Origin of the sequence: Kribbella qitaiheensis (genome assembly GCF_014217565.1) — a bacterium.
In the GTDB taxonomy this organism is placed as follows: Bacteria; Actinomycetota; Actinomycetes; order Propionibacteriales; family Kribbellaceae; genus Kribbella; species Kribbella qitaiheensis_A.
Genome location: NZ_CP043661.1, coordinates 7,273,072 through 7,299,032, shown reverse-complemented (window position 1 = coordinate 7,299,032; position 25,961 = coordinate 7,273,072). Strand labels below are relative to the sequence as shown.

The window sequence follows — 25,961 nt, the reverse complement described above, 5'->3', positions numbered from 1 at the left end:
CTATACGGATCCGTAGTATCTGCCCGTGACGGCTCAGACGTCCAGCTACTGATATATCCCTATCGACGGCCTGTAATGAGTGTGAAACAGTTACACCCATGTACAGAGTCCGCCTGGACGAGGAGTGAGGAGCTGAGAATGCAAGCAACGCCGGACGCCGCCCGGACCAAATCGGCCGGACTTGGTTTTGCTCTCTTCTCAGCGGTGACCTTCGGTGGTTCGGGACCGTTCGCGAAGGCCCTGATCAACGCCGGCTTCTCGCCCGAACAGGCCGCCTGGCTGCGGATCCTGGGCGCTGCCGTCCTGCTCGTCCCCTTGGTCCTGATCTTCCGCGGCCCCGCCGGGATCCTGGCCGCCCGGAAGTCCTGGCCGCAACTGGTTCTCTACGGCCTGACCGGGATCGCCGGCTGCCAGACGCTGTTCTTCATCGCCGCCAGCCGCTTGCCGGTCGGCGTGGCGATCCTGCTGGAGTTCTCCGGCCCGGTGCTCGTCGTCGGCTGGCTGAAGTTCGGCCGCAAGGTCGCCGTACCGCGGTCTGCCGCGCTCGGAGTGGCGATCGCGCTGGTCGGTCTCGCCACTGTGGTCGAGATCTGGTCCGGGTCGCAGCTCGACCTGATCGGACTGCTCGCCGGGCTCGCGGCCGCTGCCTGCCAAGCGGTGTACTTCATCCTGATCGACAAGCTGACCGGGGTCGCGGATCCGCTGGTGATGACTGCGGCCGGCAGCGTCGTCGGAGCGGTGCTGCTGACGGCGATCTCGGCGCCGTGGGCTGTCCCGTGGCACACCCTCACCGACACGATCGCGATCGGCGAACGCTCCGCACCGGGATGGGTGTTCGCGGCCTGGCTGATCGTGGTCAGCACCGTGGTCGCGTACCTCGCCGGCGCCGCCGCAGTACAGCGACTCTCTGCCGCGATCGGTGGTGCGGTCGCGTACGTCGAGGTGGTGGCGGCCGGTCTGTTCGCCTGGATCCTGCTCGGCGAGACCCTGAAGACGAACCAGATCATCGGCGGCCTCATCGTCCTGCTAGGCGCCTTCGTTGCCCAGTCGTCCGTCGGCAAGGTGGCTCCTCCCGAGGCGCCGACACCGTTGCATCCCGAACCCTTGAGCCCCGATCTTGACCCCGCCACGCTCTGACCAACCGCGCTGCAAGGCGGATGGCACGATAGGCGCATGGAGCGGATCGCAGCGGTCACATGTGGACAAGTTCGCGGGTCGCTCAAGGACGGAGTGACTGCCTACCTGGGTCTTCCGTACGCCGCCGGCCCCGCAAGGTGCCGACCTGTACGCCGCGCCGAAACCAGTAACGCCTTGGGAAGGCGTCCGCGAGGCGACGTCTCTCGGGGCAACCGCTCCCCAGCCCGGCTACGACCCGCCGTTCAACAAGTTGCTCAGCAACCCGATCGTCGACGGTCCGGACTTCCTCAACCTCAACGTGTGGACCCCCGGCGACAGTACGGCCGGCGGTGGGGGTCTGCCGGTGCTCGTCTGGTTCCACGGCGGCGCCTTCCGCAACGGCTCGAACGCGAACGCGGCGTACGACGGAACAGCCTTCGCCCGCGATGGCGTCGTACTGGTCAGCGTCAACTACCGGTTGGGTGTTGCCGGCTTCGGCGTGCTCGAGGGGGCGCCCAGCAATCGCGGGCTGCTCGACCAATTGGCCGCGCTGGCCTGGGTTCAGGAGAACATCGCGGCGTTCGGCGGCGACCCGAGTCAGGTCACGATCTTCGGCCAGTCGGCGGGCGGGATGAGCGTCGCCACCTTGCTGTCGCTGCCGTCCTCGAAGGGCTTGTTCCGGCGGGCCATCATGCAGAGCGGGTCGGCCGAGTCCGTCGCCCTGGCGACCGACGCGATGTCGATGACGGCCGAGCTGGCGAAGCATCTCGGCATCCAGGCAACGCCCGAAGCGCTCGGCGCAGTACTGATTCCTGACCTCATCGCCGCCCAGCAAGCAGTGTCGACAGACCTGCGGCAGAATCCCGATCCAGCCCGCTTCGGTGCGAGCGTGATCAAGGCCGGCGGCGGAATCATGCCGTTCTTCCCGGTGGTCGACGGCGAGCTGATTCACGAGGTACCCCTCGACGCCATCAACGCCGGCGCGGGGCGCGACGTCGAGCTGATGGTCGGGACCACGACCGAAGAGTTCCGGTTCTTCACCATCCCGAGCGGGATCGCTGCCGCTGTCACAGCGGAAGCACTGCCGGTACTACTTGCCCGCGCGGGCCTCGATCCGGCAATCGCGGGCTTGTACGCCGCCAACCGGCCCGGCCAATCTCCCGGCGAGATCTACACGGCCGTGACGAGCGACGCGTCCTTCACGGTGCCGACGCTTCGGCTCGCGGAGGCAGCGTCCTCGGCGTACGTGTACGAATTCGCCTGGCAGTCGCCGTTGCCGGGGCTCGGTGCGTGCCACGCGCTGGAGATCCCGTTCGTCTTCGACACTCTCGCCGACGGCGGATCTCCCTTGCAGGGCGACAATCCGCCGCAGGAGCTGGCTGATCGGATGCACGCGGCCTGGGTGGCATTCGCCACCACCGGGGATCCGGGCTGGTCGCAGTACGACACGACCTCGAGGCCTGTGATGAGCTTCGATCACCCGGAGTCCCGGCAGCTGGCAGATCCGCATGCGGACGAACTGGCCTTGCTACGGCAGTAGCTCGTACTGCTGCCGTAGCTCGGCATTACGGCAGTAACGACTGCACGAGGTCGCGCGGCAGGCCGTGCGTCTCGTGCAGGTAGTCGAAGTCACTCTGGTCGAGCGTCTTCTGGAAGCGTTCGTGACTGATGATCCGGCGGCCGCGGTCGAGCAGATTGTTGAACCGGATCTCCTCGTCGATCAGGATGCGACGGACCAGCGTCAGCAACTCACCTTGGTGGAAGTGCTCGAGGGTGTGCCTGTAGAGCTCCATCGGCAGGTCCGACAGGGTGCCGGTGTCGTCGACGCGCCACAGCAGCGTCAGCACCCGGCGGATCAGCCGGCGCAGCACGTAGCCGCGTCCGGTGTTCGATGGGTGCACGCCGTCGCCGACGATCACCATGCTCGACCGGAGGTGGTCGATGACGATCCGCTGCGATTCCAGATCCAGCTCCCACAGGCTAGGGACGATCCGCATCCAGGGCTCGAACAACGAGGTCTCATACACCGAGTCCTTGCCCTCGAGCAGCATCGTCAGCCGCTCCAGGCCGAGGCCGGTGTCGATGTTGCGCTGCTGCAACGGCTCCAGCGAACCGTCCTCGAACCGGCGGTAGCGCATCATCACGTGGTTCCAGACCTCCACCCAGCGGTCGTCGGTGGTCGGCGTACCGGTCGGCATGCCCTTGCCGGTCCAGAGGAAGATCTCCGAGTCCGGGCCGCACGGACCGGTCGGGCCGTTCGACCACCAGTTGTCGTCGGTGGTCAGCTCGATCGGCACGCCGAGCGACTGCCACGTGCGCAGCGATTCCTGGTCCAGTTCGACCTGGTTGTCACCGCCGAACACCGTCACGTACAGCTGGCCGGGGTCGATGCCGTACCCCTCGGTCAGCAGCTCGTAGCCCCACCGCAGCGTCTGCTCGCTGCCGTAGTCGCCGAGTGACCACGAACCGAGCATCTCGAACACGGTCAGGTGCGTGCGATCCCCGACCTCGTCGAGATCCGTGGTTCGCAGACATCGCTGCACGCCGGTGAGTCTGCGCCCCATCGGATGTGGTTCGCCTTCGAGATAAGGCGTCAGCGGATGCATCCCGGAGGTCGTGAACAGGACGGGGTCACCGGGGCGCGTGATGAGCGAGGAGCCCGTGGTCGGCACGTGCCCGTGGTCGGTGAAGAAGTCGATGAAGGTCTTTTCGAGGCTCATTGCAGGTCCTTTGCGGGGTGTGGACCGGAAAGGTGCCTGGTTTCGAGCAAAACAAAACCGGCGGACCGTTTCCGGTCGCCGGTTGGGTGGTTCTGGAAGTCAGGCAGCGGCAGCCGGAGAGCATGAAGCTCGTACGGCTGCTGCGAGGCGCGACATCTGATGCATGGGCCCAGAGTACACATATCGCCGGATGAGTTGTCTATGAGGTTGGCATCACACGTCGAGCAGGTCCCGGAGGGTCACTCCCGACTGTTGCCACGTCCACTCATCGGCCACCCAGTCGCGGCCGGCCGCGCCCATCGCCCGGGCCCGCGCCGGATCGGTCAGCAGTGAGACGAGCCGTACTGCGACCGCGACCGGGTTGTACGGATCCACCAGGTAGCCGGTTTCACCGTGTCGCACGGTGTCCGGCGCCCCACCCGAGTCGCCGACCAACACCGGCTTCCCGGTAGCGGCAGCCTCCAGCGTCACGATCCCGAGCGCTTCCGGCTCCAACCCGAATCGTCTGGTCCGGCACGGCATCGCGAAGACGTCCGCGGCGTCGACGTACGGCGGGATCTCGGCCCACGGCACCGCGCCGGTGAAACGGACCGCGTGCGCTACGCCCATCGTCTCGGCCAGCCTGGTGAGCTGCTCGCGTTGTGGCCCACCACCGACGAGGAGCAAGACCGCGTTCGGCACCTCGGCCAGAACTCTTGGCCAGGCACGGATCAGCGTGTCCTGGCCCTTGCGCGCGACCAGCCTCGACACACACGCGACGACCGGAACGCCTTCCAGGCCGAGGCCTTTGCGCACCTGCTCTCCCCCACAGCCCGGGTAGAACCTCGTCGTGTCGACCCCGGGCGTCAACCTCCGGATGGTCGCCTTCTCGGACAGAGCCTTCGCGATCTGTTGCTCGCACCAGGTCGAGACCGTGGTCACGGTGTCGGCCGCGTCGCCGATCCGCCGCAACGCCTGTCGCGGCCCCGGTACGCCGGCCCACCAGGTCTCGTGGCCGTGTGTCATCGCGACGATTCGCTTCGCCCCGGCCTTGCGCAGCGCTGGGCCCATCAGTCCGAGTGGGGCCGCCGCACCGAAAAGCACCCGGTCGGCGTTGTGGCGGCGCATCACGTCGATGGCCGATCGGGTGACGCGTGCCGTCGGCAACAACATCGTCGTACGGTCGCGCACGACGGGGAAGGGCAACTCGGCGTCGTACTGCGTGTCGCCGGGCATCCGGGCGGCCAGGACGACCAGCCTGTCCGCCGGGAGTTCGTCACACAATGAACGGACGAAGGTCTCGATCCCGCCCTGGCGGGGCGGAAAGTCGTTGGTGACAACGAGAACGGTCATCGCTGGACCAGCGGTGGGACCACCGATCCGTGTCCGGACGCCCACGCCCGGCCCATCGCGATTCGCTCCGGCGGGGTCGGGTGGTTGGCGAACATCCAGTAGCGCCAGCGGTTCGGATCCAGGCCGGAGATGTTCGTCACCGACAACTGGTGCTGCATGTCGGCGAAGTCCTGCGGATCGTTCGTCAGGCGCAGCGAGTGATAGTCCGCCCGGGCCTCGATCCTGCGGCTCACCAGGTTCTGCACCGGCGCTGCCAAGGTGCTGCCGGCGACGATCATGGCCAGCAGCAAGGCTGTTCGCCGCGGATCCGACATCTTTGCCCCTAGCAACAGGCGCAGCAGAACGACGGCGAAGGCTGCTCCCAACGCACCGATGAAGGTGCCGTGGAGTACGTCGTCCTCGGCCGCGTGCCCAAGCTCGTGCGCGACGACGAGCCGGACCTGAGCTGGTGGAGCATCCTTGAGCAGCGTGTCGTAGACGACCAGCCGGCGGGTCGAGCCGAAGCCCGAGACGTAGGCGTTCAGTGCGGTGGTCCGCTTGGAGGCGTCCGCCACCAGGACATCTTTGACCGGTACCCCGTCCTGCTTTGCCAACTCGAGAAGCTGATCTCGTTGCGGGCCGGGCGCGAGCGAGGTGAAGTCGTTGAACCTCGGCTCCACCAGCACCGGATAGGCAAAGGAGACACCCAGAACCAGAACCGCGCCTGCGATCGCGGCCGATGCCCACCACCAGGTCCGCCAGCGCCGCGCCATCGCGAACAAGCCGAGAGCGACCGCGATCAGCACGATTGCCATCAGCAACCAGTTGACCGCACGGTCGCGAAGCCAGAGAGCCCAGTCCTCGGTTGACAGACCGTACTTCCGCGTCACCCGCTCAGCCATGATGTCGGTCGGCACGGTGATCACGCTGGCCAGTAGTCCCAACCCAGCAACGAGAATCGGCGCCGCGAAGTACCAGCGGAGCTTGATCGCGCCGTACAGGCGCCGGCCTAGCGGACTGAAGCCGATGCCGAGCGGGACCAGCAGCGAAAGCACCCAGGAAGCGGTCGACCACGGCAACAACTCGTGGCGGAACTGGTTCTGCCGAGCGATCTCGGCGGCGGTGAAGTCGAGTGCCGAGTCCGGTTTCGGCAGGTCGATCAGATGCCAAGGAGTCGTCGTCGCGATCACGGCGATCAGGGCAACAGCCAGCAGGACCGCTGCCAGGCGGGGTGCGATGTTGCCGGACTTGCCAGTCAGCCCGGGGGTCGACACAGGGGACGGTTCAGACACCGGCGAGCCTTCGGAGGTATTTCTGCCAGTCGGCGACGAACTCCTGTTCCGTCGTACCGAGCACACTGCGGAAGGCGTCGGCCAGGCCGGTCGGGCTCTTCGACGCGTGCACGGCCCGGTAGAACTTCACCAGCCTGGCCTGTCCCTCGCGCTCGCTGATCAACCGGCAGGCCAGCCAGCCCGACTCGTAGGACTGCGCCAGGTCGGTCGACGAGGCGGTGAACGCCTCCGGCGGCGGGAGTCCCTTCGGCACCTTGCCGGCCCGGATCGACTTGAACAGCTCCTTCGCCGCCGACTCGTCCTGGACGGACACGGCGGTGAAGGCGACGTAGTCGGCGAATCCCTCGGCCAGCCAGAGTGGCACCGGCGAAGCGGTCGCTGTCGAGGCGACGTGGGTGGTCTCGTGCGTGAGGACGATCCGGCGGCCTTGCTTGCCGAGCTCGTCGAACAGCTTCGGGTTGGCCACGATCCGCACCGGCGCGCCCGCCTGCGGCATGTCCAGCTCGGCCATCGTGACCGCGGCGATCTGGGTGTAGGTGCCGGGCTGGGCACCGAGCAGCGACTCCATCTCGGACTGCTTGGACGGCAGGTAGATGACCGTCTTCTGCCGCCAGTTCTTGCCCCAGACCTTGCTGACCGAGTCGACCGCCTTGTCGCTCACCGCCGCGTAGTCGTCCGCGTTCGCCTGCGAGTTGAGGCTGATCACCAGGCTGTGGGTGCCCTTGGCAACATCGATCGAGCCGAGCGCCCAGATCGGCCGCCGTTGACCGGCGACGAAACGCTCGCTGAACGACGCGGCGTACGTCGTACCGTCTCTCGTCACGAAGGTGACCGGAAGAGTCTCGCGAGCAGGGTTCGCGTCGTACCCGGTGAGCTGCCAGGAAACCTCGACCTGGGCGAGCCATGACTCGGAGCCGCCGAGCGCACTGGTGCGGTCCGGCTCGAGTGCGCCCGGGTCATCGCTCACATAGCGCAGCTGGAAAGTGGCCAACGGCAACTTGGCGAGGTTGTTGTAGACCGTCCGCGCCTGGTCGTCGAACACTTTCGCCTGCGGGTCGATCGTGCTCATGAAGGTGCCGCGGCTCTCGCTCTTGACGGCGTCGGCCATCCGTTGCAGGACCGCCTCGCCCTGGACGGCACGGCGTACCCCCTCGGACGCCTCGTCCGGGGACTTGCTCTGACCCGGTACGCCGTTGTTGCCGTGGGCACCTGGATCGGCGGGGGCGTTCGCGACGTTGCGGAGTCCCAGGTAGCCCGCGCCGGCGACCACGACGACCGCCATGCCGAGCGCGATCCGCTTCAGCAACACCGGCGAGAGGCTGGTCGGAAGTTTGAGGTTCGAGGGTCTGAGCTTGTCGAACTTGAGGTTTCCGAGCTTGAGATTGCCGAGCAGGGCCGGGCCGCCGCCTGCCGCGTGCTGGGCCGGAATCAGAACCGTGGTCTGATCCGAGACAGGCTTAACACCCGGCAGCGGCCGGTCCTGAGGCATCGGGCGGCTGGTCGACGGCGGCCTACCCGGTTGAGGGGTCGGCGGATCGGTCGGCGTGCTGCCGCTTCGTTCCTCGATCACCTCGGCCCCTCGCTGCTCACCTGCCCCGGTCCGGGGAGTCACTCTAATGTCCCGGGGATCAACTGCCCCTGCGGACAGTGAAGCACTCGGAGGGTGACATGACTCGGCTCCGGGGCTGCTGCCCCGGAGCCGACGATCATGTCAGCGGCGCGGATCAGCCCGGGCGGACCGCGCCGCTGTAGCCGCTCATGTAGTCGAGGTCGTTGATCTGGACCGGCTTGCTCGGGTTCGGCGCGTGCACCATCTTGCCGTTGCCGATGTACATCCCGACGTGGTGGATCGGGCTCCCGTAGAACACCAAGTCACCCGGCATCAGGTTGGCCCGGCTCACCCGGCGCCCTTCACCGGACTGTGCCGAGGAAGAGTGCGACAACGAGACGCCGGCCTTGCCCCAGGCGTACATCGTCAGACCGGAGCAGTCGAAACGGCTCGGACCGGCGGCACCCCAGGAATAGCTGTCGCCCAGCTGGTTCAGCGCAGTCTGTACGGCGACGCCCGCGCGGCCGTTGGCCGGCACGTTCGGCAGGTCGTCGTTCATCCGGCCCTTGTCGCGGCTCGGGCGCTGGTCGCGGGCCTTCTTCGCCGCGTCCGCGTTCTCCTGCTGGATCCGGGCGCGATCGGCGTCGCTCAGCTTGCCCAGCACCTTCTCAGCGGCGTCGAGGTTCGCCTGGAGCTGCTTCTTCAGACCCTCTTGCTCCGCCTTCACGGACTGCAGCGCACCGAGCTCGCTCTGCTCGCTGGCCTGCAGGTCGGTGAGCTTGCCCTGGGCGTCCTGGAACTTGCGGAGGGCCGAGTTCTGCTGACCGGCGAAGGCCTGCGCGGTGGAGGCCTGGCTGAGGAACTGGTCGGGGTTCGTCGAGAGCAGCAACTGCGCCGTCGTCGACATCCCGGAAGTCTGGTAGCCGGCGACCGCGAGGGACCCGATCTGCCGCTTGACCGCATCGACCTGGATCTGCTGCTTGGCGATCCCGGCCTGCAGCGCGTTCACCTTGGCCTGCTGGGCGGTGATCTTGCCCCGGAGCTCGTTGGCCGCCTCACCGGCGACCTCGGCCTTCTCCTGCAGGTCCGCTACCTGGGCCTTCGCCTGTGCCAGTGTCGGCTTGGGATCCGCGTCCGCGGCTCCCTGAATGAACAGGACGCCGGCGACGACAGCGGTGGTGGTGATGGCGGCGAGGGCAATACCCCTGGTGCGGTTAATGCGGCCGGTGGACACAGCCTGGTCGGTCCCTTCCTGCGCTCATCGCCGTCCCCGTCAACCACGCCTGGTCCTGGGAGTCTTACCGCTGTAACTCCCGAACGACCCCGCGGGTCACACTTCGGCTAGTCGCTGCCCGGCCGGTCTGGTCAACCGGCACTTCTGGGGCAACGAGAGGTAACAGTAGTAACCGATTCGTGACCGGTGCAATTCGCCCCTCTGGTTTGATCCAAACTTAACGTCGGGAAAGCCCTTCCAGCGGGCAGGTCCGGACCATCTCGGCCGTCACTTCGCCTTTGGCAGCACCGTCTTCCCGGACGCTACTGACCCCAGCGGACAGCTCGGCCTCCATGGCTGTTGCTCGAAAACAGGCGGTTGACCGGCAGTTCGGAGGCGGTATGGCGAGCGCTAAGCCGTGTCCGCGGATGGCTGGGGGTCGAGTACGGCCGGCTCCGGGCTGTTGACCGCGTGCACCAGTCGGAGCGGTGGGACCAGACCGGACTGGGCCAGTACTTCGAGGGCGGCCAGCTCCTCGTCGTCGACCCGGAGCGAAGTCTGTTCGGGTGGCATTCCGAGCAACACCGTGACCACACAGTCACGGCAGCCAGGACCTCGCATTGCACATGCGTCGCAGTCGATCAGCACAACGTCCTCCAAAGTGGGGAAGCACCCGGACTTGCACCCGGCTGAAAAGGACGCTAGAGGGCCCTTCCGACACTTTCCGCGGACAACCCGTTGCCCCCTGCCCCGACGCCGGGCGGCCAGGACAGGAACTAGGCGCGGTTGATGCGGGCGATCAGGCTGGTCGCCGACAAGGCCCGGGCGCCCATCGCGACGGTGGTTTCGGCTACCTCGCGGTCGGTGGAGACGACCACGATCGGGCGGCCGGGAGGTTCGGCGCGGACGAGTTGGCGGATGACCTCGTCGGCGATGACGCCGGCGGGGCTGAAGCGGACCCGTACGCCGCGGGGTGGGTTCAACTGGACCGGGCCCGGAGAGCTCGGCGCCGTCGAAGACGACGGTGACCTCGATCCGCCGCTGTGCCACCAGCGCGCCGAGCGCGGTGACGAGGCGCTGCCGCTGGGAGTGCAGCGGTGAATTTGGCCAGGCCGTCTTGGTGACGTTGTACCCGTCGATGATCAGATGCACCTGCGGCAGCGCCAGGAGCTCGTCGAACAATGCGGGATCGTCATCCGGCGCCGAACGCCCGACCGGCGCGGCGGACGGCTCCACGCCGGCGACCGTGTCCGCTGGGCGGAGATCTCCCCCGGGCGGCAGTGTCAGTTCGCGACGGAGTCCTCCCGCTGCCTCGACAAGGGTGTCCAGCAGCAGGCGGGTCCTGGTCGAGGCGAGCTCGCGCTCCTGCCCCGCAGTACGGCGTGCAGCGTGCTCCACGGCCTCCAGCTCGGTGATGCGGGCCCGGAGTTTGCGCAGCTCACGGTCGACTTCGGTACGTGCCGCGTCGACGCGTTCGTCGGCCGTGTTCGCCTCGACGGTGCGCAACTCGAGGTCGCTCTGCAACCCGGTGATCCGCTGGCGTGCCTCGTTCAGCTTGCGCCGGAGCGTGACGTTCTCCGCCTTGAGTTCGGTGACCTGCTCGCGCAAACGTTCGCGCACCTGCCGGGTCTCGGTGCGGGCCTGATCGAGTTGGTCGGAGAGCCGGTGGATCGCCTCGTCGTCGACCTTCGGCTGCTCCGGCGGCAACTGGGCGGCGTCAGCGACTCGCTGCTCCCAGTCGGTCGGGCGCAGCAGGTACGCGAGAGCGGCTACCTCGACCGGCTCGGCCGCCGGCACCGGGATGCCTTCGGCGACGGCGTCGCCCAGCTCGGGGTGCTCACCCCGTACTTCGAACGCGATCAGCCGACGGAAATGATCGTCGGTATCCAGGATCGGTCCGAGCACCGACGCCGAGAGCTTGGCGCGCTTGCCCGGCGCGAAGCTGGCGAACCGCCGCAGCGGTGGGGGGATGTCGGTCGCGGGCAGCTGCCCCAGAGCCTGGGCGGCGAGGGTGAGAACCCGTTGCCGCACCGGTTCGGGCAGGGTGGTAGCAGCGGAGCTCGCGGCGGCGCCGGCCTCAGCCACCGGTCCGCAGTCCGGCTGGAACGGCTGGCCGGCTCAGCCAGTGATGCGGACCACAACGAGCGGGCCCGCGGCCCGGATTCGCGGTGATCGCTTGAGTACGCATAACTAGAGCGTAGTCGGTTCGCGTGCGTGTCACCTGCGGAATTGTCGGCGGGGCCTTCTAGCGTCGTGGCCATGAGGAGTCCATCGCCGGATCACGCCGCTGCCCCGGCGCCCGGGCACGCCATGCCGATCCGTGGTGTGCAACCCAGTTTCGACGATCTCGGGACGCCGTTGCGCGATGTCACCTTCTGCGTGGTCGACCTGGAGACCACAGGTGGCGCACCGGGTGCATCGGGGATCACCGAGATCGGTGCGGTCAAGGTGCGGGGCGGCGAGCTGGTCGGCGAGTTCCAGACACTGGTGAATCCGGCCGAGCCGATCCCGCCGTTCATCGCGGTGCTGACCGGCATCACCGACCTGATGGTTGCCTCGTCACCGCGGATCGACTCGGTGCTGCCCGCGTTCCTGGAGTTCGCCCGCGGCTGCGTGATGGTCGCCCACAACGCGCCGTTCGACATGGGTTTCCTCAAGCACGACAGCCAGGCGCACGGGTACGACTGGCCCGACTTCGTGGTGGTCGACACCGCGCTGCTGGCCCGCCGGGTGATCACGCCCGACGAGGCCCCCAACTGCAAGCTCAGCACGCTGTCCAAGTTGTTCCGGGCAACGACCACGCCGAACCACCGCGCCCTGTCCGATGCGCGCGCGACCGTCGACGTGCTGCACGGCTTGTTCGAGCGAGTCGGCTCCCTCGGCGTACAGACACTGGAAGACCTGCAGACGTACTCCGCTCGCGTGGCGCCGCAGGTCCGCGCGAAACGGCATCTGGCCGAATCGTTGCCGCACGCACCTGGTGTCTACCTCTTCACCGACGACCGGGGCGAGGTCCTGTACGTCGGCAAGTCGAAGGACCTGCGTACTCGCGTCCGGTCGTACTTCACCGCCTCGGAGACGCGCACCCGGATCGGCGAGATGATCGGCATCGCCACCGGCGTACGAGGGATCGAGTGCGGTACGTCGCTGGAGGCCGAGATCCGCGAGCTGCGGCTGATCGCGGAGCACAAACCGCGCTACAACCGGCGATCGAAGTTCCCCGAGCGGCAGCACTGGTTGAAGGTCACGGTCGAGCCGTTCCCCCGGCTGTCGATGGTGAAGCAGATCCGCGACGACGAGGCCGGGTACCTCGGGCCGTTCAGCTCGCGGAAGACGGCCGAGCGCGCGATGGCCGCGCTGCACGAGGCCTTCCCGATCCGCCAATGCACGGTCCGGATGTCGAAGACGCCGCAAGTCTCGCCGTGTGTGCTGGCCGAGATGGGGCGCTGCGTGGCGCCTTGCGACGGGCGGATCTCGGCAGATTCGTACGGCGAATTCGTCGCGGCGCTGCGTTCGGCACTGACCGTGGATCCGGCGCCGGTGGTCGAGGCCCTGGATCGGCGGATCGACGTGCTGTCGGCCGATGAGCGGTTCGAGGACGCCGCGATGCATCGGGATCGGCTCAGTGCTTTCGTGCGGAGCAGCGCCAAGATGCAGCGGATGTCTTCGCTGACGGGGTGCGCGGAGATCTGCGCGGCCCGGCGGACGGACGATGGCGGCTGGGAGTTGCATGTGATCCGCCGGGGCCGGCTGGCCGCGGCCGGGATCAGCCCGCGTGGGACGGATCCACGGAAGTATCTGGAGATGCTGCGCGCGTCTGCCGAGACCGTTCTGCCCGGAATCGGACCTGTGGCGAGCGCTTCACCGGAAGAGATCGAGCTCGTACTGCGCTGGCTCGACTCCCCCGGCGTCCGGCTCGTCGAGATGGACGGTACCTGGACCTGCCCGGTCAGCGGCGCCGGCCGGCATGTGAGCCGCCTCGACAACTCGCACTCCGAAGAACACCACCACCCCGGCGAACGCCGTCGCCGGATGCGCCCGATCGGTGCGGCCCGGGTCAGCTGAATGGGCCGCACTATGCTTCAGCGGCAGGTTTTGTTCTGGATTTCGAGGAGAGGACGACATGGTCACCGCGATCGTGTTCATCAAGGCCGACGTCGCACGGATTCCCGAGGTCGCAGAACAGGTGGCGGCGATCGAAGGCGTCAGCGAGGTGTACTCGGTGACAGGTGCTCTGGACCTGATCGCGATGATCCGGGTCGCACACCACGACGACCTCGCAACCGTGATCCCCGACCACGTGAACCGCGTCCCCGGCGTACTGAGCACCGAGACCCACATCGCGTTCCGGACCTACTCCACCCACGACCTGGAGGCAGCCTTCAGCCTGGGCCAGGAGGACGGTGTCTGAGGGCCGATTCCGCGCCCCCTGATTGACACGAGCTGAAGTTACGGTGAACCCATGAGCAACCCTCCCGCGGGCTGGTATCCGGACCCCACCGGACAGGCCAACACCATCCGCTGGTGGAACGGGACACAGTGGACCAACAAAACCGACACCGAGTCCCCAGCCGATCCCGCCACTGCTGACCCCGCCACAGCTGACCCCGCCACAGCTGACCCCGCCACCAACGCACCCGCCACCAAGGCCACCGCCCCTGAGACCACCTCCGGCGTCGCCGCCTCTGACGAGACGGCAACCTCAGCGGCCTCGAGCGACGCTGCGGGCTCGGGCGGCGCTGCGGGCTCTGCGACTGACGGGGCCCCCGGCGGGCGATCAGGCAACCGGCAGCGCGGCGCCGACTTCCGGTGTGGATAGCGCGGGCCTTGCTGCGAATGAGGCCGCGGCGAAGGTGAGTGCGGCGGAGAAGGCCAAGGCCACGTGGACGCAGGTCGACGCACCGGTCGCGGCTCCTGCCAACCACTGGACCCAGCAAACCCCGGTTGAAGGCGATCCGAAGACCACGCCCGCTACCGGCGCGACGGCAGGCTCCGGGGGCGCGGGCGATGACGGCGCAGGCGACGAGGGTGCGGAAGGTCGGTGGACGCTCAAGCTGGCCGAGCCGGTGACCGGTACGCCCGCTGGGGACGACGGCGAAAGCAGCGCGAAGACGGTCGGCCGTTCTGGGCCCGGTCGAGGCACCGAGGCCGGTGACCGAGCCGCGAGCATCTGGGGCACAGCCGACGGCAGCGCTGAGTACGGCGGCAAAACAGGCAGCGGCACGACGACGGGTGGCAGCGGTACTGGGGGTGCCGGTACTGGGGGTGGTGACACCGCGAGTGGTGACGACAGTCAGGACGCCCAGTCGAGCGTGGTGGCCGGCTCCTGGGCGCAGAAGGGCAACGACCAGGATTCGCAGGCGCAGGAATGGTCGCCGACGAACTGGACCGAGCGACCAACCCAGGTCAACACCGGCGGCTGGAATCAGTCCGAGGGCGAGTCCTCATCCCAAACGACTGACAACAGTCCGCAACCCGACACAGCTGCCCCCGACCAGACGCCCACCACGTGGAAGTCGGCGGGCAACCAATGGCAGACAGCAGAGACGCAACAGGCTGCGTCAGGCATCTGGCAGGCGGGCGGCACCCAATCCCAGACCGATCCATCCCAGAACGGCGCCCAGCAAGGCGCCGGCTGGCGTGCGGCCGGGAGCCCATGGCAGACGGCCGCCGCGGACCAAGCCGACGATCAAAGCGGCGAAGACCAGAGCACAGACGCCCAGGGCGAATCCGGAACCTGGCAAACAACTGCCGGAAACCAAGGCGCCGACCCCCAGAGCGGCCACGCACAAGCGGGAACTGGACCGTGGCCCACGACTGCGGCCGGACAAGACGCCGGAGTCGACAGCGGCGACGTACAAGGCGGAGCTGGAACGTGGGCTGCGGCTACTGGTGGCCAGAGCGCTGGAACCGACAGCCACGGCACACAAGGCGGACCCGGGACGTGGCAAGCGACTGCTGGGGACCAGGGCAGCGGAGCCGAGAGCGGTGACGCTCAGGGCGGAGCCGGAACGTGGCAGGCGAATGCTGGCGGCCACGGCGCTGGCACCGCGGGCGGTGACGTGCAGGGTGGGGCCGGAGGTTGGCAGGCAGCTTCTGGTGGTCAGGGCAGCGGGGCTCAGGGCGGTGACGCTCAGGGCGGTGACGCTCAGGGCGGAGCTGGGGCGTGGCAGGCGACTGCTGGCGGACAAGGCGCTGGAACCGACAACCACGGCGTACAGGCCGGGGCTGGAGTCTGGCCGGCGGCAGGTGGAGAGCAAGGCGCCGGGGTTCAGGGCGGCGGTGTGCAAGGTGGGGCGTGGCAGGCGGGTGCTGGCCAGGCGGGTGCTGGTGGTGCTCAGGGGGATTCTTGGCAGGCGGCTGGTGGTCAGGGTGGGGCGGGGGCTTGGCAGGCCGGCGGTGGCGATCAGGGCGATGCTCAAGGGCCGTGGCAGAGCGGTGGTGTGGCTCTGCAGGGTGCGGGACAGCAGTGGCAGGGCGGTGGGACGCAGACTGCACCGGCGCCTTGGGGACAGGGCGGCGCGGGGCAGGGCGGTGCTGGACAGGTTGGCGCTGGGCTGAGCGGCGCTGGACAGGTTGGCGCTGGGCTGAGCGGCGCTGGACAGGTTGGCGCTGGGCAGTGGGGCGTCGGCGTGGACGCCAACCAGAGCGGGCCGGGTCGGGAGGGTGGATCGGGCGGCGGCGGTTCGCGTGGGGGCGGCGGGTCGCGGGGGTCTGGTGGGTCGGGCGGACCAGGTGGTGGTGGCAACAAGACGATGATCGTGGTTGCGGCGGCGGTGGGGCTGGTACTCATCGTCGTGGCGGGAGTGTTCTTCATCCTGAAGGACCGTGGCGATCACGAGACGGCCGACCCGAGCACTTCCCCGACGGCACCTGTGTCGAGCGGTCCGACCAGCAACACCTCGAACCCGACGACACCCACGCAACCGACGAGCAAGCCGACCGATCCGCAGAGCAGTACGAAGCCTGGTCAGTCGAAGAACCCCAAGCTGCACGAGGGTTCGCGGATCGCCTCCGACGCGATCTCGTTCCCGCGACTGCGGCCGCCGTGGTCGGACCGCAAGCGGCTGGTACCTCAACTGCTCAACTCGAGCGGGCAGTACGTCCTGCTCCAGGAGAACTTCGACGGCAAGAACGACTGGTACGCGGACATCTTCGTCGGCGCCCTCGGCACCGGGACGATCTTCAACGGCAACACGCAGGCGACCGCCTCGGACCTGTCGCAGCAGATCCAGAGTTCGATGTACGGCGACATCCCGGTGACGTTCAAGCCGCTCCGCAACGGAGCGGTCAAGCGGTCGGGCAAATCCGGCTGGTACTACCAGCAGTCCGTCACGGCGAACTCGCCGAAGGTCGCCGCGAAGGTGTTGACGATCACCGTCGCCGTCTTCGACCTCGGTGACGGAACTGCAGTCGCGTACATCAGCGACATCCCCACGAACCGACCGGACCTGAGGACGGCCGAAAGCCAGGTCTACAAGGGAATCAACGTTGGCTGAGAACGAGGACCAAACCCCGCAACCGCCCCAGCGGCCGCCGGCCCGGCACAGCGCACCCCCGCGCCCCGCCACACCCCCCGGCCCACCCCAAACCCCCGAGGAGCAAGACCTCCACACACAGCCACCCCCCTCCCCCGACCAACGCCGCACAGCCCCGCCGCTGGGCCCGCTGTCATCCGGTCCGCAGCCGGACACGCTGTCGCCAAGCCCGGGGCCGGCTGCGCTGTCGCCAGGGCCGGGGTCGGACGCGCTGCCGCCAGGTCCGGGGTCGGATGCGCTCTCGTTAGGTCCGCAGTCGGATGCGCTGTCGAGGGATCCGTTGCTTGGGCAGTCGCGGGCGCCTGCGCCGCCGCCTCCCCCGCGAAGTTCGCAGGTGGACGGGCCGGGCGTGGAAGGCTGGCAAGCAACTGGTACGCCGGTGCAGCCGCCCACCGCAGCACGGCAGCACGCAGACCAGCCGTACCCGGGTCAGCCAGGAACCGGGCAGCAGCACGCCGGACAGCAGCCAACCGTTGGACGGCCGACGACCGAGCAGCAGCACTCCGGTCAACCGCCGGCCGCGCAGCCGTACTCGGGTCAACCGCCGGCCGCGCAGCCGTACTCCGGGCAGCAGCCGCCGCTCGGGCAGACGCATCCCGGACAGCAACAAGCTGGGCAACCACGGCTCGGACAGGATCGGCCGGTGCAGCGTCGGCCGGTGCAGCGTCGACCGGTGCAGGATCGACCGGTGCCGCCGGTCGAAGGGCAGCAGTCACAGGCGTTCCCTGGTCAGCCGCAGGACCTGCCTGGCCAATCGCTTCCGCGCCATCAACAGCCGCCGCAGGGACCCAGGCAAGGCGGCGGACAACCGCCGTACCGGGCTGGACAGCAAGGCGGTGGAGAACCGCCGTACCGGACTGGACAGCAAGGCGGTGGGCAGCCGCCGTATGGGCAGGGACCGCAAGGCGACGGACGGGTGCAGTACGGGCCTGGGCCGCAAGGTGGGGAGCCGGGGCGGCAGGGCGCTGTGCGGCCTCCGTACGGTCCGGCGCAGGGTGGTGGGCCGTCGGAGTACGGGCAAGGGCAGCAAGCTGGGGTGCCGTCGCCATATACGCAAGCGCAGCAGGGTGGCGCCTCCCAGTACGGGCAAGGGCAGCAGCAAGGTGGTCCTTCGCAGTACGGGCACGCGCAGCAGCAAGGTGGTGGGCCGCCGGGAGGGGACCTGGGGCAGGAGCCGTATGGGGTGGTGGGGCCACGGCGAGTGAGGGGCGATGGGGGCAATCCCACTAGGACGCCTCGATTGGTAGGGGCTGTGGTGTTGGTGGTGGTTGCGTTGCTGACCACCGCGCTGAGCGCTAATTGGATTTGGAGTAAGGCGGACGCTGTTGCGCCTGTTGCCTTGCCGTCGGCGAAATCGGGGCCGATGAAGACGGTGAATCCGTCGGCCAGTCCGACGACCACTCGGCCGCCGGAGGGCAAGGTGGTCGGGACCAATCTTGTTGCCTCCAACAACGACACGATGCCGTTGATGAGTTCGGTCTGGGGCGACTACTACGAGCAGACCGGGTTGTACGGCGGTGCCGCCATCTGGCTGACCGTGCACGACAAGTACGACGGCAAGAGCAGTTGGGGCAACTACGTGTCGTTCGGTCAGCTTCCGGCGTCGATCCCGTTCAAGAACACTCCGGCCGGCCTGAAGGACGCGGCTGCGTCAGCCGGCGGCATGGCTCTCAACAGGCTGTACTCGGACGGGCAGAAAAAGGCGCCCGCGCCGTACGCCGTCACCCGGCGACCGATCACCGTCAACGGGCACGCCGGCTTCGAGATCACCGGCCGGATCCCGGTGAAGAAGCCGAAGCTGAAGGAGACGTACTCCGTCATCATGATCGCGGTGATCGACCGCGGCGACGGTACGGCGGCGGTGTCGATCGGCGACTTCGCCGGGTCGGCCCCGCAGTGGTTGCCGGTCTGGCGGACCAAGGTCTCCCAGATCAAGATCGGCGGCTGACCCCGCACAGACAGAACAAGCCGCCCGCTCCGAATCCCCGGAGCGGGGCGGCTGTTGTTCCAAGAACCAATGCCGGCGGCTGTTCTCCAAACTCAGAAAAGCTCAGCGAACCTCAGCGCAGGCAGCGATCCAGCGGTCCAGCAACGCCCTCGCCGCACCGGAGTCGATCGCCTCCACCGCCCGATCCATCCCAGCGCGAATCCGCTCGACCAACGGGCCCGTGCTCGCATCGTGCGCGGCCAACGCGGCACCGGCATTGAGCAGTACTACGTCGCGCACCGCCCCGCGCTCACCGTCGAGCAGCGACCGGACCACCTTCGCGTTGTACGTCGCATCCCCACCCCGCAACGCCTCCGCCGGAACCGGCACGATCCCCAACTCCCGCGGATCCAGGGTCTCGGGCCCTTCCGCGACACCACGTCCGACCGTCCACACCTGCGACGTCGTCATCGTGGTCAGCTCGTCCAGCCCGTCGTCGCCGTGGAACACCAACGCGTCGATCCCGCGGCGAGCCAGTACGCCGGCCATCAGCCCAGCGATCCGGCTGTCCCCGACCCCGACAGCCTGCGCCGACGGATTGCCCGGATTCGCCAACGGCCCAAGGAAGTTGAACGTAGTCGGCACACCCAGCTCACGACGCGGTACTGCGGCATACCGCAACGCGGGATGGAACGCGGGCGCGAAGCAGAAGGTGATTCCGGCCACCTCCCCCACCGCGGCCACCTGTGAGGCGGTCAGATCCAGCGGGATGCCCAGCTCTTCCAGCACGTCGGCCGCGCCGCACTTCGAGGAGGCGGCCCGGTTGCCGTGCTTGAGCACCTTCGCCCCAGCGCCGGCCGCAACGATCGCGGACATCGTAGAGATATTGACCGTGTGGGCTTGGTCACCACCGGTACCGACAACATCCAGCGTCCGGCCCGGTACGTCGATGCGGGTGGCGAAGTCGCGCATGGTCGCGACCAGGCCTTCGACCTCGATCACGGTCTCGCCCTTGGAGCGCAGCGCGATCACGAACCCGGCCAGCTGCGCCGGGGAGGCCGCGCCGGACAGGATCTGCTCCATCGCCCACGCCGTCGCCGACGCGTCGAGGTCTTCATGGCGCAGCAGCGGGTTGAGCACCTGCGGCCAGGTGAACCCGCGCGCCGTAGTACCGGCAGTCATCGCCGGCGAGATCAGGTTGTCGCGGGGAGCTTGGAGACCCGCGTCCGAAGCAGCTCCGCCGCAGCCTCGGCCAGCCGGATCGGGTCGATCGGGTGTGACACGGCCGCCTCGGCGCGCGACCAGGTCGCCAGCCAGGCGTCCTGCGGGCGGCCGATGATCGCCAGCACCGGCGGGCACTGGAAGATCTCGTCCTTCAGTTGCCGCGCGATCCCGAGCCCACCGGCGGGCACGGCCTCGCCGTCCAGGATCGCCAGGTCGATGCCGCCGGCGTCCATGGCCTTGATCACGGCCGGCTCGGTGGCGCACTCGAAGTACTCGACCTCCGGCAGATCGGCCGCGGGCCGCTTGCCCAGCGCCAGCCGGACCGACTCCCGCGTCGTACGGTCGTCGCTGTAGACCAGCACCTTCAGCGGACCCTCTGAGCTCATCGATTCATCCCAAGCTGTGTGTCTGTGACGAGTGGACTTGAAACCAACACGGCGAATGCTACCGGGGACCCCGCTCGGCTCTGCGCGCCTGCTCCTCCAACCGGTCCAGCCGCCGGTCCTCGCGCCTGGCTTCGCGCTGCGACTGCTTCACCCACTGGACGAACAGGACGGCGAAGAAGAGGATTCCGACGATGTCGCCGGACCCCCAGAGGAGACCGCCTGCGATGTACTGGTCACGCAGCGGTGACGGCGGCCAGGAACGGCCGAAGCTGGTGTACCAGTCCTCCGCGATCAGCTTGTTCGCGGACATGATCGTGATGCCGAGGAAGGCATGGAACGGCAGCGTCAGGAACGTGAGCATCAACCGGAACGGGTAGATCACCCGGCCGGGGACCGGATCGAGGCCCAGCAGCGGCCAGAAAAACAACGATCCGACCACAATGAAGTGGACGTGCAGCAGGTCGTGCAGGGCGGTCGAGCGCAGCGTCGCGTCGTACCAGCCGCTGAAGTAGAGCGCCCAGGGGCTCAGAACGAACAGCGTGAAGCCGATCAGCGGGAAGCAGAGCACCTTCGCGAGCCGGGAATGCAACACGGAGAGCAACCATTTGCGGGGCTGCTGCGGAAGGGTGCGCAGGGCAAGCGTCACCGGTGCGCCGAGCGCCATGGCCAACGGGGTCAGCATCGACAGGATCATGTGCTGCGCCATATGTACGCTGATCAGGACCGTGTCGTAGGTGCCCAGAGCGGACTGGGTAGCGATCACCGCGCTGCCGAGACCCAGTCCCACGAAGGCGAAAGTGCGGCTCACGGGCCACTTGTCACCCCGCGCGTGAAGGCGCCGTACGCCGTACAGGTAGAGGCCGCCGGCGACGATGATCACTGCCAGTAACACCGGCTCGAAGGTCCAGGCCGTCAGCAGACTGGACGCCTTGAACGGTGCGATCTGATCGCCTGGTCCGGCGTGGAGGGGAAGCACGCTTCCACAGTAAGAAGCAGAAGTCGCCGACATGCATGGGGGTGGGCGTGCTGTCGGATACCTGGACCGACATAATGACGCCGTGGCCACTGCAACCGCGCTCCCAGCGTCCCGTGAACACGGACACCATGACCGTCCCAGCATGGTCAGTGTCGGCACGATCGTCTGGCTCTCGAGCGAACTGATGTTCTTTGCCGCCTTGTTCGCGGCGTACTTCACGATCCGGTCGGTGACGACCGCCGCCGCGGCAGCGGGGACCGAGTCCCTGTGGCACGTGTCGACGGAGCTGCTGAACGTGCCGTTCGCCTCGGTGAACACGTTCATCCTCGTCGCGTCGTCCTTCACCTGCCAGGCCGGCGTCTTCGCCGCCGAGCACGGCAAGGTCGGCCGAACCGGCGCCCTGGCGAACATCCGCGGCTGGGGTATGCGTGAGTGGTTCAGCCTCACCTATCTGATGGGCGCGGTCTTCATCGCCGGCCAGGTGACGGAGTACGCCACGCTGATCCACGAGGGCGTGACGATCTCGTCGTCGGCGTACGGATCGGTCTTCTTCCTGACCACCGGGTTCCACGGTCTGCACGTGACCGGCGGTCTCATCGCTTTCGTGTTCGTCCTCGCCAGGACGTACATGGCTCGTAAGTTCACCCACGAACAGGCCGTCTCCGCGATCGTCGTGTCGTACTACTGGCACTTCGTCGATGTGGTCTGGATCGCCCTGTTCGCGACCATCTACCTGCTCAAATGAGTGAGAAGAGACTTTCCTTGTCACCGGCGCGCTTCCTCTCCGCGCGACGACGGCACCGGTCAGCCGGCCTCGTCGTGCTCCTGTTCGGCCTCCTGGCGGTGGGCTCCGCGTACGCCGCGTTCGCCCCTGACAACGCGGTGGCGGACAACTCGGCCCAGTCCCAGCAGATCGAAGAGGGCAAGAAGCTCTTCGCGGTCGGCTGTGCGAGCTGCCACGGCCTGAACGCCGAAGGCGGCGGCAACGGCGAAGGCAAGATGGCCGGCCCGTCCCTGATCGGCGTCGGCGCGGCCGCGGTCGACTTCCAGGTCGGCACCGGCCGGATGCCGGCGATGCAGCCAGGCGCGCAGATCCCGCGCAAGACGCCGTCGTACACGGCCAAGGAGATCGAGGCCCTGGCGGCGTACGTCGCGTCGCTGGCCCCCGGCCCGGCAGTACCGGCCGAGGAGTCGTACGACATCAGCAAGGCGACCGACGAGCAGATCACCCGCGGTGGCGAGCTGTTCCGGACCAACTGCACGGCGTGCCACAACTTCGCCGGCCGCGGTGGCGCCCTGCCGGGCGGCAAGTACGCCCCGTCGCTGATGAACGTCGACCCCAAGCACATCTACGAAGCGATGCTGACCGGCCCGCAGCAGATGCCGGTCTTCTCCGACCAGGTGCTGCAGGCCCAGGACAAGCGTGACGTCATCGCGTACCTGAACGCGTTGCAGAACCAGAAGGACCCCGGTGGCTTCGGCCTCGGCCGGCTCGGCCCGGTCTCGGAGGGTCTGTGGGGCTGGCTGGTCGGGATCGGTCTGCTGGTCGCGGTAGCGGTCTGGATCGGCGCCAAGGGCGTCAAGGCCAAGGGAGTGAAGGCAGAGTGACCGACGAGAACCCGAACCTCCCCGCTGTGAGCGGGCACGAGGGTCACGACGAAGTGGTCGCCGAGCCGATCCCGGACCCGGGGATCGAGCCGCACGAGCTCCGCATCACCGATATCGATCCGCAAGCCGCCGACCGGGTGGAGCGCCAGGTCGCGACGATGTTCGCGCTGGCCGGACTGCTCGCGCTGGGTTCCTGCGTCGCGTACTTCGCGATCCCGCGTGACTCGGTGCTGGAGTTCGGGCCGCTGACCGGCAACGCGAACAACCTGGTCATCGGCCTGTGCCTCGGGCTGGGACTGTTCCTGATCGGCGCCGGCGCGATCCAGTGGGCCAAGAAGCTGATGGTCGACACCGAGATCGCCGAGGACCGCCACGACGCGTTCTCCTCGCCGGCTCAGAAGGCCGACATCATCGAGGGCTTCCAGCAGGGTGTCGCCGAGTCCGGCTTCACCCGCCGCAAGCTGATCCGCCGGTCGCTGATCGGCGCGATGGGCCTGCTCGGGCTGCCGGCCATCGTGCTGCTGCGCGACCTCGGTCCGCTGCCCGGCCGGAGCCTCTACAACACGATCTGGGCCAAGGGCATCCGCGTCGTCAACGACGTCACCCTGCGCCCGATCAAGCCGTCCGACCTGGTCGTCGGCCAGCTGGTCAACGCCGCACCCGCGAACCTTGCTCCGATGCAGGAGGAGAGCGCGGTCGAGTACCAGAACGCCAAGGCGAAGGCCTCGGTGATCGTCGTACGGATCGCCCCGGACAAGATCCAGGCCCCCGCGGGCCGGGAGAACTGGGGCATCGACGGGATCCTCTGCTACTCCAAGATCTGCACCCACGTCGGTTGCCCGATCTCGCTGTACGAGCAGCAGACCCACCACGTGCTCTGCCCGTGCCACCAGTCGACCTTCGACCTGGCCGACGGAGCGAAAGTCGTCTTCGGCCCTGCCGCCCGCCCGCTGCCTCAGCTACCGTTGGCAGTGGACGCAGAGGGCTATCTGGTCGCACAGAGCGGCTTCACCGAGCCGGTCGGCCCGAGCTTCTGGGAACGAGGGTGACAACAGTGTCAACGACGAAAGACTTCCCCCCACCGGTCAAGTGGGCGGACGACCGTCTCGGCATCGGCAAGCTCGGGAAGAAGAACCTGCGCAAGGTCTTCCCCGACCACTGGTCGTTCATGCTCGGCGAGATCGCGCTCTACAGCTTCATCATCCTGATCCTGACCGGCATCTTCCTGACCTTCTGGTTCAAGCCGTCGATGGGCGAGGTCGAGTACCAGGGCTCGTACAGCCTGCTCAAGGGCCTGCACATGTCGGAGGCCTACGCCTCCACGCTGGACATCTCGTTCGATGTCCGCGGCGGTCTGCTGATGCGGCAGATCCACCACTGGGCGGCCGTGCTGTTCGTCGCCTCGATGATGGTCCATCTGCTCCGCATCTTCTTCACCGGCGCGTTCCGCAAGCCGCGTGAGCTGAACTGGGTGATCGGCTTCGGGATGCTGTTCCTCGGCATCATCGAGGGCTTCATCGGCTACGGCCTCCCCGACGACCTGCTCTCCGGAACCGGTCTGCGCATCACCCAGGGCATGATCCAGGCGTCGCCGATCATCGGCAGCTACCTGACCTTCTTCATCTTCGGCGGCGAGTTCCCCGGCGACGAGTTCGTCTCCCGGTTCTTCACCGTGCACGTGCTGCTGATCCCGGGTCTGATCCTGGCGATGGTGACCGCACACCTCTTCCTGGTCGTGTATCACAAGCACACGCAGTACCCCGGTCCCGGCCGGACCGAGAAGAACGTCGTCGGCTACCCGTTGATGCCGGTGTACATGGCCAAGGCCGGCGGCTTCTTCTTCGTCGTCTTCGGCGTCACCGCCCTGATGGGTGCGCTGCTCCAGATCAACCCGGTCTGGCTCTACGGTCCGTACAACCCGGCCGAGGTCACCGCGGGTTCCCAGCCCGACTGGTACATGGGCTGGCTGGAGGGCTCCGTGCGCCTGATGCCGGGATTCGAGTCCCATTTCTGGGGCGTCACGCTCAGCTGGAACCTGCTGATACCGGCGCTGATCATCCCGCCCGCGTTCGTCACCGTGGTGGCCCTGTATCCGTTCATCGAGCAGTGGATCACCGGCGACAAGCGCGAACACCACCTGCTGGACCGGCCGCGCAACATGCCGACCCGGACCGGTATCGGCGCCGCGTTCGTCATGTTCTACGCGCTGCTGTGGATCGGTGGCGGTAACGACCTGCTCGCGACCCACTTCAACGTCTCGCTGAACCACGTGACCTGGTTCCTGCGATTCGCGATCTTCCTCGGACCCGTGCTCGCCTTCTGGGTGACCCGGCGGGTCGCGATCTCGCTGCAGCGTTCCGACAACGACCGGCTCCTGCACGGTCTCGAGTCCGGCATCATCGTCCGCACCCCGGACGGCGAGTACTACGAGAAGCACACCCCGATCTCGAAGTACGAGGCGTACGAGCTCACCGCTCGCGACCGGGCGTTGCCGCTCGACATCGGGCCGGAGACGGACGACAACGGCGTACGGGCACCGAAGCGCGCACTCAACAAGGTCCGCGCTCAGCTCTCCAAGTTCTACTTCGCCGACGCGGTCCAGAAGCCGACGGCCGAAGAGATCGCGGAGGCTCACGCCCACGGCCACCACGAGGCCCACGACAAAGCTGTCGAAGGCGTCACGGGAACAGTCGAGCTCGACACCGAGTCGGCCACCCACGAGGTAACCAAGCACTGAAATAGCAACCAGAAAGACCCCGGCTGAACTCTTCAGCCGGGGTCTTTTCTTGTACTGCGGGGAGATCCCCCAGGCCGGCCATGTGCATGATGACAGCTGAGCGGGTGAGTAGGGCCGCCACCGAGGCTGCCGTTCCGCGCCTTTGTGCACGACTTGAGCATGCGATCGGCTTGGGACACTCAGCCGGTGCACAAGGGCGATCCATACCCGCAGGCGGCGAGGCTTTCCCCGTCGCCGCTCAGATGAAGGCGCAGTGGGCGCCCCGGTGCTCAGGGGTGGGGTGCGGGGCTGCGTGAGCGTAGGACGCCGGGTGCATGCCCAGCCGCGTAAGCGGAGTACGCGGCGATGCACGCCCGGGCCCGGG

At 67.8% G+C, this 25,961-nt stretch carries 22 protein-coding genes; 11 read left to right on the top strand and 11 right to left on the bottom strand.

What is annotated here, in order from left to right; all coding sequences use genetic code 11:
• Positions 1-138 precede the first annotated feature (138 nt).
• Positions 139-1,137, top strand: coding sequence for an EamA family transporter (locus tag F1D05_RS34605; protein WP_185444497.1), 999 nt, complete (start codon positions 139-141; stop codon positions 1,135-1,137).
• A 97-nt stretch (positions 1,138-1,234) separates the two neighbouring features.
• Positions 1,235-2,656, top strand: a complete 1,422-nt coding sequence (locus F1D05_RS34600; RefSeq protein ID WP_206686435.1) for a carboxylesterase/lipase family protein — start codon at positions 1,235-1,237, stop codon at positions 2,654-2,656.
• A 25-nt stretch (positions 2,657-2,681) separates the two neighbouring features.
• Here F1D05_RS34600 and F1D05_RS34595 read toward each other — a convergent pair whose 3' ends face one another.
• From F1D05_RS34595 to F1D05_RS43305, 6 genes are all read right to left on the bottom strand, one after another.
• The gene (locus F1D05_RS34595; RefSeq protein WP_185444496.1) at positions 2,682-3,836 is read right to left on the bottom strand and encodes an alanine--tRNA ligase-related protein; all 1,155 of its coding nucleotides are present in this window, start codon (positions 3,834-3,836) and stop codon (positions 2,682-2,684) included.
• A gap of 213 nt (positions 3,837-4,049) precedes the next feature.
• On the bottom strand, positions 4,050-5,168 hold the full coding sequence (locus tag F1D05_RS34590; RefSeq protein ID WP_185444495.1) for a glycosyltransferase family 4 protein: 1,119 nt from the start codon (positions 5,166-5,168) through the stop codon (positions 4,050-4,052).
• Entirely contained in the window at positions 5,165-6,439 is a 1,275-nt protein-coding gene (locus F1D05_RS34585; protein WP_246486208.1) for a M48 family metallopeptidase, read from the bottom strand. The genes F1D05_RS34590 and F1D05_RS34585 overlap by 4 nt, the downstream gene beginning before the upstream one ends.
• Positions 6,432-8,009 (bottom strand): hypothetical protein, encoded by a 1,578-nt coding sequence (locus tag F1D05_RS34580; RefSeq protein WP_246486207.1) that lies wholly within the window; start codon positions 8,007-8,009, stop codon positions 6,432-6,434. Before F1D05_RS34580 ends, F1D05_RS34585 begins: the two co-directional genes overlap by 8 nt.
• A gap of 154 nt (positions 8,010-8,163) precedes the next feature.
• Positions 8,164-9,222 carry a C40 family peptidase gene (locus tag F1D05_RS34575; RefSeq protein WP_185444493.1) on the bottom strand — a complete coding sequence of 353 codons (1,059 nt, stop codon included), beginning with the start codon at positions 9,220-9,222 and terminating at the stop codon, positions 8,164-8,166.
• Between the two features lie 390 nt (positions 9,223-9,612).
• Complete coding sequence (locus F1D05_RS43305; RefSeq protein WP_428994982.1) at positions 9,613-11,286, bottom strand: NYN domain-containing protein; 1,674 nt, start codon at positions 11,284-11,286, stop codon at positions 9,613-9,615.
• A 225-nt stretch (positions 11,287-11,511) separates the two neighbouring features.
• Here F1D05_RS43305 and F1D05_RS34560 point away from each other — a divergent pair, with 225 nt between their 5' ends.
• From F1D05_RS34560 to F1D05_RS34545, 4 genes are read left to right on the top strand one after another with little or no spacing between them, the layout of a single operon-like run.
• A complete protein-coding gene (locus tag F1D05_RS34560) occupies positions 11,512-13,266 on the top strand; it encodes a DEDD exonuclease domain-containing protein (RefSeq protein WP_428995044.1) in 1,755 nt (584 codons plus the stop codon).
• Between the two features lie 58 nt (positions 13,267-13,324).
• The gene (locus F1D05_RS34555; protein ID WP_185444490.1) at positions 13,325-13,612 is read left to right on the top strand and encodes an Lrp/AsnC family transcriptional regulator; all 288 of its coding nucleotides are present in this window, start codon (positions 13,325-13,327) and stop codon (positions 13,610-13,612) included.
• Positions 13,613-13,663: 51 nt separating this feature from the next.
• The gene (locus tag F1D05_RS34550; RefSeq protein ID WP_185444489.1) at positions 13,664-14,020 is read left to right on the top strand and encodes a DUF2510 domain-containing protein; all 357 of its coding nucleotides are present in this window, start codon (positions 13,664-13,666) and stop codon (positions 14,018-14,020) included.
• Positions 14,013-16,700 carry a hypothetical protein gene (locus F1D05_RS34545; RefSeq protein WP_185444488.1) on the top strand — a complete coding sequence of 896 codons (2,688 nt, stop codon included), beginning with the start codon at positions 14,013-14,015 and terminating at the stop codon, positions 16,698-16,700. Before F1D05_RS34550 ends, F1D05_RS34545 begins: the two co-directional genes overlap by 8 nt.
• Positions 16,701-16,983: 283 nt before the next feature.
• On the opposite strand, the gene F1D05_RS34540 is transcribed toward F1D05_RS34545, so the two are convergent.
• Together F1D05_RS34540 and F1D05_RS34535 are read right to left on the bottom strand one after the other, a co-directional pair.
• Positions 16,984-17,334 carry a hypothetical protein gene (locus F1D05_RS34540; RefSeq protein ID WP_185444487.1) on the bottom strand — a complete coding sequence of 117 codons (351 nt, stop codon included), beginning with the start codon at positions 17,332-17,334 and terminating at the stop codon, positions 16,984-16,986.
• A gap of 117 nt (positions 17,335-17,451) precedes the next feature.
• Complete coding sequence (locus tag F1D05_RS34535; RefSeq protein WP_185444486.1) at positions 17,452-17,760, bottom strand: hypothetical protein; 309 nt, start codon at positions 17,758-17,760, stop codon at positions 17,452-17,454.
• Positions 17,761-18,102: 342 nt separating this feature from the next.
• Here F1D05_RS34535 and F1D05_RS34530 point away from each other — a divergent pair, with 342 nt between their 5' ends.
• Complete coding sequence (locus F1D05_RS34530; RefSeq protein ID WP_246486204.1) at positions 18,103-18,687, top strand: hypothetical protein; 585 nt, start codon at positions 18,103-18,105, stop codon at positions 18,685-18,687.
• 102 nt (positions 18,688-18,789) lie between these two features.
• Here F1D05_RS34530 and trpD read toward each other — a convergent pair whose 3' ends face one another.
• From trpD to F1D05_RS34515, 3 genes are read right to left on the bottom strand one after another with little or no spacing between them, the layout of a single operon-like run.
• A complete protein-coding gene (gene trpD, locus F1D05_RS34525) occupies positions 18,790-19,848 on the bottom strand; it encodes an anthranilate phosphoribosyltransferase (RefSeq protein ID WP_185444484.1) in 1,059 nt (352 codons plus the stop codon).
• Between the two features lie 11 nt (positions 19,849-19,859).
• Positions 19,860-20,276: a response regulator transcription factor gene (locus tag F1D05_RS34520; RefSeq protein WP_185444483.1), complete on the bottom strand. Its 417-nt coding sequence runs from the start codon at positions 20,274-20,276 to the stop codon at positions 19,860-19,862.
• A gap of 58 nt (positions 20,277-20,334) precedes the next feature.
• Positions 20,335-21,252, bottom strand: coding sequence for a cytochrome c oxidase assembly protein (locus F1D05_RS34515; protein WP_185444482.1), 918 nt, complete (start codon positions 21,250-21,252; stop codon positions 20,335-20,337).
• A 31-nt stretch (positions 21,253-21,283) separates the two neighbouring features.
• On the opposite strand from F1D05_RS34515, the gene ctaE reads away from it, so the two are divergent.
• The 4 genes from ctaE to qcrB are packed head-to-tail and all read left to right on the top strand — an operon-like array spanning position 21,284 to position 25,597.
• Positions 21,284-21,997, top strand: coding sequence for an aa3-type cytochrome oxidase subunit III (gene ctaE, locus F1D05_RS34510; RefSeq protein ID WP_185444481.1), 714 nt, complete (start codon positions 21,284-21,286; stop codon positions 21,995-21,997).
• Positions 21,994-22,860, top strand: a complete 867-nt coding sequence (gene qcrC, locus F1D05_RS34505; RefSeq protein WP_185444480.1) for a cytochrome bc1 complex diheme cytochrome c subunit — start codon at positions 21,994-21,996, stop codon at positions 22,858-22,860. Before ctaE ends, qcrC begins: the two co-directional genes overlap by 4 nt.
• A gap of 26 nt (positions 22,861-22,886) precedes the next feature.
• Entirely contained in the window at positions 22,887-23,909 is a 1,023-nt protein-coding gene (qcrA, locus tag F1D05_RS34500; protein ID WP_246486940.1) for a cytochrome bc1 complex Rieske iron-sulfur subunit, read from the top strand.
• Positions 23,906-25,597: a cytochrome bc1 complex cytochrome b subunit gene (gene qcrB / locus F1D05_RS34495; RefSeq protein ID WP_185444478.1), complete on the top strand. Its 1,692-nt coding sequence runs from the start codon at positions 23,906-23,908 to the stop codon at positions 25,595-25,597. Before qcrA ends, qcrB begins: the two co-directional genes overlap by 4 nt.
• The last annotated feature ends 364 nt before the right edge of the window (positions 25,598-25,961 follow it).

Coding starts and splice junctions, on each gene's coding strand:
- F1D05_RS34605 (WP_185444497.1), top strand. CDS start 139: ATGCAAGCAACGCCGGACGCCGCCCGGACCAAATCGGCCGGACTTGGT.
- F1D05_RS34595 (WP_185444496.1), bottom strand. CDS start 3,836: ATGAGCCTCGAAAAGACCTTCATCGACTTCTTCACCGACCACGGGCAC.
- F1D05_RS34590 (WP_185444495.1), bottom strand. CDS start 5,168: ATGACCGTTCTCGTTGTCACCAACGACTTTCCGCCCCGCCAGGGCGGG.
- F1D05_RS34560 (WP_428995044.1), top strand. CDS start 11,512: ATGCCGATCCGTGGTGTGCAACCCAGTTTCGACGATCTCGGGACGCCG.
- F1D05_RS34555 (WP_185444490.1), top strand. CDS start 13,325: ATGGTCACCGCGATCGTGTTCATCAAGGCCGACGTCGCACGGATTCCC.
- F1D05_RS34550 (WP_185444489.1), top strand. CDS start 13,664: ATGAGCAACCCTCCCGCGGGCTGGTATCCGGACCCCACCGGACAGGCC.
- F1D05_RS34540 (WP_185444487.1), bottom strand. CDS start 17,334: ATGCGTCTGCCCGAGCGGCGGCTGCTGCCCGGAGTACGGCTGCGCGGC.
- F1D05_RS34530 (WP_246486204.1), top strand. CDS start 18,103: ATGAAGACGGTGAATCCGTCGGCCAGTCCGACGACCACTCGGCCGCCG.
- trpD (WP_185444484.1), bottom strand. CDS start 19,848: ATGACTGCCGGTACTACGGCGCGCGGGTTCACCTGGCCGCAGGTGCTC.
- F1D05_RS34520 (WP_185444483.1), bottom strand. CDS start 20,276: ATGAGCTCAGAGGGTCCGCTGAAGGTGCTGGTCTACAGCGACGACCGT.
- ctaE (WP_185444481.1), top strand. CDS start 21,284: ATGCATGGGGGTGGGCGTGCTGTCGGATACCTGGACCGACATAATGAC.
- qcrC (WP_185444480.1), top strand. CDS start 21,994: ATGAGTGAGAAGAGACTTTCCTTGTCACCGGCGCGCTTCCTCTCCGCG.